Annotated in this window: 5 protein-coding genes and 1 pseudogene; 2 read left to right on the top strand and 4 right to left on the bottom strand. The window is 65.0% G+C overall.

Annotation, left to right across the window (positions count from 1 at the left end; translation table 11 throughout):
* A pseudogene (locus tag EN932_RS31190) lies at positions 1–226 on the top strand (GcrA cell cycle regulator); the annotation flags it as partial.
* A gap of 249 nt (positions 227–475) precedes the next feature.
* Here the strand turns inward: EN932_RS31190 and EN932_RS31185 are convergent.
* Both EN932_RS31185 and EN932_RS31180 read right to left on the bottom strand, forming a co-directional pair.
* A complete protein-coding gene (locus EN932_RS31185; RefSeq protein ID WP_032898671.1) occupies positions 476–784 on the bottom strand; it encodes a DUF982 domain-containing protein in 309 nt (102 codons plus the stop codon).
* A 108-nt stretch (positions 785–892) separates the two neighbouring features.
* Positions 893–1,174, bottom strand: a complete 282-nt coding sequence (locus EN932_RS31180) for a DUF982 domain-containing protein (RefSeq protein WP_013530587.1) — start codon at positions 1,172–1,174, stop codon at positions 893–895.
* 251 nt (positions 1,175–1,425) lie between these two features.
* Here EN932_RS31180 and EN932_RS31175 point away from each other — a divergent pair, with 251 nt between their 5' ends.
* Positions 1,426–2,028, top strand: coding sequence for a DUF6456 domain-containing protein (locus EN932_RS31175; protein WP_127370037.1), 603 nt, complete (start codon positions 1,426–1,428; stop codon positions 2,026–2,028).
* Positions 2,029–2,083: 55 nt separating this feature from the next.
* Here EN932_RS31175 and EN932_RS31170 read toward each other — a convergent pair whose 3' ends face one another.
* A complete protein-coding gene (locus EN932_RS31170; protein ID WP_027160843.1) occupies positions 2,084–2,389 on the bottom strand; it encodes a hypothetical protein in 306 nt (101 codons plus the stop codon).
* A 111-nt stretch (positions 2,390–2,500) separates the two neighbouring features.
* Positions 2,501–3,808 (bottom strand): acyltransferase family protein (locus EN932_RS31165; RefSeq protein WP_164890714.1); only part of this gene is annotated, 1,308 nt, incomplete at its 5' end.

Here is a 3,808-nt window from a genome sequence, read left to right as displayed (position 1 = left end):
TGGCGTGGCGATGCGCTTCATCGATTGCCTGTTTTCACGCTGCCGTGCGCCGCTGGATCTGACGGTGGAGGGGGATCCGGACATTTCTATTGCCGAAGAGGGGGCGCCAGGCAGCCGCCCAGGTGCCGACATGCTGTGCTGCGGCATGCGCACCGGGGCGCTGAAAAGCTATTGTACCTACCACCAGGCGCGCTTCCAGCGCCGCGTATTTGTTGCGACGGGGTGAGGTTTGATCTCTGCTCCCCCGTTCACGGGGAGAAGGTGCCGGCAGGCGGATGGGGGGCAGCGCTGACGAGGCAGGATGGAAGCTGACATGAAATTCAAGCATCCGATTCAGATGCCACTTACCGAAGCGCTGGCGCCGCCCCTCATTGCCCTGCCGGGCGTTCGCTGTTCGAAAAGCCAAGCAATTGGCTTTTCGTCCGCTGCTCGGATCACACCTCACCCCCGTAAACGGGGAGAAAGAAGCAAAGCCCTATTTCGGCATCTGCCGGCCTTGCTTGGGCGTGCGGCTCTGCATGCTCCTTGCGTCCATCGCCATCGGCGGGTTGCCCTCGCCGACCAATATGCCAGTCACCCGGGCAAAGCCGGTAAACACCTTCATGGCGTCGGCTTCGGAAATCTGGGCGGCAATCGCCGCGCTGCAGGCGTTCAACGCGCTGCGGTAGACATGACCGCGCCGCTCCAGCGGCCAGCGCTGGAGAAAATCGGCGGCTTCGCTGACGCTTTCGATCTCTTCGATCTCATCTTCCACCCGCACTTTGAGCGGCACTCCGGTTTTCATCGTACCCACGGCGTTCACCTTCGCTTTGCGCGCGGCTCCAGCTACCGCACCCATAAACGCGCCCCGCTGGGGGCCGGTTGCATCAATTTTTCGGGCGGCGCCCGCTCCTCACGGGCTAGCCACCGCATCCAGCCAGTCATGGGCGCGGCTTTTGGGCCTGTCGACCAGTATGTTCTGCTGCTTGGCCGCCCTGGTGAAGGCGTCGAACGCGATGCGCTGGCAGCAGATGCCGTCCACGGCGAGCGTAACCAGCCGGGAAGCCTCGAGATAGCCAGGCGCTGTCTTGTCGGGCCATTGGTGGCGCAGTGCCTCGGCGGCTCCGGCCACCGAACTGACCAGCATGGTTTTGTTGTCGCAAAAGCGCACGGTAACCGGCATGAAGGCTGTCATCGGCGAACCTCCCCTTGGCATGGACGCGACATAACGTCGAAAACTCGCGCCGGTTCCATCAGCCTGGATGCCGGACGGCAGGGATGCTGGCGCGGCGGCGAAGAGGCGACGACCTACGGTTCATTGAAGGCCAACCGAGCAGCGCTCCGCTCCGCTCTGCCACCGCGTGGGGAGATGCCCGGCAGGGCCGAGGGCGCGCGAAGGATCGCCACTTGCCGGCCTCCACCACCCATCCCAACCAGGAGCCTCCCATGAGCAAAAAGACCAGACCCGCAAAACCGCAGGCGCCGAAATTGCCGAAGGGCGAGGCCGAGCAGGTGCGCATACGCCGCGAGATCGGCCATGATTTCGCGCTCAGGGATGACGCCTTCGGCCGCAAGCGGCTGGCAGCGGGCACGCTGGAGGCTGCGCGTGTCTACGAAGTGTCGAATGACGGCTACGCCGCGACCGGCGGCATCGTGCGGCTGCGCGCCATCGATGCGCTCGTCGGCATCACTTCGCTGTCGCGCCAGCAGCGCGAGGCAGGCCTGCGCTACCGCGAGGATTTCCGCTGCAGTCAGCAGGCTGATGTCAAGCCGATGCGCTGGACCGAGCGCATCGACGGCGGCCGCGAGGGCGGCGGCATCGCCGACAGCGTTCTCGACGCCGGCAGGGCCTATGCCGCCGCCACAAGAGCGTTAGGCCATTGGGAGGTGGCCGCCGTGGTACGACAAGTCTGCTGCGCGGACGGTTCCCTCAAGCGCCTGTCCGAGCAGACCGGCGAGGGCCGGAACGTGGTGACGAAGCTGCTGAAGGTGGGGCTGGATCTGTTGGCAGTGCATTACGGGATGATGATGAGGAGGCGGGTGGGGTGAGCGGCGCAAATATCCGGCCGGCGGCGCCGGCCGGATCATTTTTCACAGGATCAGATCATCGGCAGACGCGGATTTCCTCGACGATCCTGTGGTGATGGCGCCAATGCTTGACCAGTGCGATGTGGCAACGGTGGTGACGGTGGTAATAGCGCGGCCTGTAGCCGTTGTCATAGGCGTCGTACTGGTAATAAGGGCGATAGTAGCGATCGCCATAGTCATAACCATTGTAATAATCGTCGCCGTAATAATCGTCTGCATAGCCGCCAATGCCGATACTGATACGGCTGCGGGCGTCGGCGGGGGCGATCATCGCCGCCGCCGAAGCAATGGCGATAACCGAAACAAGCAGGAGCTTTTTCATAGCTGCCTCCTTTTCAAGGTTAGGCTAATATAACTGCCGAGTTGCAGCCTCGTTCCACAGATTCGTAAGATGTGACGAACAATGCAGACCGGGGCGCAGATGCCCAGGCGCCTAAAACAAGGCCCTCTCCAATGGCCCCGCCAGTGTCTCGGCAAAGCCTGTCGCCAGATGGTGCCTGTCACGAAACGCCAGCTGGCCTGATATGACGACGTGGCAGGTGGTCGGGCCGCAGAATTGGTTGGTGAGGTCGATGTAGCGGGTGTCGGGCACGCTGGTCACCACGGCGCGCTCGGTGGCGGCGGTGCTGTCGTTGGCGGCTTCGGCCCTTGGCGTGTCGCAGTGCGGCGAGGGTGCCTCGCGCCACCACAGGGTGCGCGCCACGCAGGAGCCGGCGAAGCTGGCGTTGATCGGCGTGTCGCGGATGACTGCCGTCTCGACACCGGCCCGGCTGAAGGCCTGCAAGGTCGAGCGCAGGCCGGCCTGCCAGCGCGCTACTTCGGCGGTGCGTTCGGCGGCGGGCAGATCGCGGGTCAGATTGCCGATGGAAAATTCGGAGATCACCACCAGGCGCGGCTTGCGGCGGATGATCTCCGATATGGCCTGCTCGCGCCAGGCGTCGCATTCGGTGTAGTCGCGCTTCAGCACCGTGTTGAAGGTGGAGAGCCGCGAGGCGCGGCACGATGATTTGAGGTAGGTGACCACCTTGGTGTGGTTGCGCCTGGCTGCTTCGATCAGCGGCGTCGACCAGTGGTCGGCGTGCGAATCGCCAAACAGCACGATGGTGCGGGTGGCATCGGCCGGGCCGAATGTGCAGGGTTTCGGCGTCACCGTTTGGAAGTCGGCCAGGCAGTTCTTGTCGACGGCCCGCGCGATGGAAGGTCTTTCGGCCGCCTGCTCGATGCCGCGCTGCTCGGGACCGATGTTGCGCGTGGCCAGATGCGCATTGGCGTAGGCGACCGCCACGCCGGCACCGGTCAGCGCCAGCGCGGGTGCGAGCGCGCGAGCGCCCACCGTCAGCCAGGCGCCGCGTCGTGCCGGGTTCTCGATGAGGTGATAGGTGAGCACCGACAGCGCCAGCGCCAGCACGCCGCAGCCCAGCCGCTGCGGCACCGTAAGATCGGGCGTCAGCATCCCGGCGTAGACGATGACCGGCCAGTGCCAGAGATAGAGCGAATAGGAGAGCGTGCCGATCCATTGCAAGAGCGGCAGCGACAAAGCGGTGGCCGGGCCAAGGACGTGCCGGTCGGTCCGCCCGTTGGTCTGTTCCCCGCAGCCGCCGCTCAGCAGCACCAGCACGGTGCCGGCAACCGGCAGCAGTGCGTACCAGCCGGGGAAGGGCAGGTCCTCGCTCAACAGGCGATAGGCCGTCGCAATCAGCGCCAGGCCGAGCCAGCCAAGGGCTGGCCGCAGCCAGATGCG

Origin of the sequence: Mesorhizobium sp. M7A.F.Ca.US.002.01.1.1 (assembly GCF_004022955.1) — a bacterium.
GTDB lineage: Bacteria > Pseudomonadota > Alphaproteobacteria > Rhizobiales > Rhizobiaceae > Mesorhizobium > Mesorhizobium ciceri.
Note: the sequence above shows the minus strand (reverse complement) of the source record. Positions and strands in the feature narration are given on the sequence as shown.

Bases quoted from the DNA above. Each gene is read 5' to 3' on its own strand.
- EN932_RS31185 (WP_032898671.1), bottom strand. From the start codon at position 784: ATGAAAACCGGAGTGCCGCTCAAAGTGCGGGTGGAAGATGAGATCGAA.
- EN932_RS31180 (WP_013530587.1), bottom strand. From the start codon at position 1,174: ATGACAGCCTTCATGCCGGTTACCGTGCGCTTTTGCGACAACAAAACC.
- EN932_RS31175 (WP_127370037.1), top strand. From the start codon at position 1,426: ATGAGCAAAAAGACCAGACCCGCAAAACCGCAGGCGCCGAAATTGCCG.
- EN932_RS31170 (WP_027160843.1), bottom strand. From the start codon at position 2,389: ATGAAAAAGCTCCTGCTTGTTTCGGTTATCGCCATTGCTTCGGCGGCG.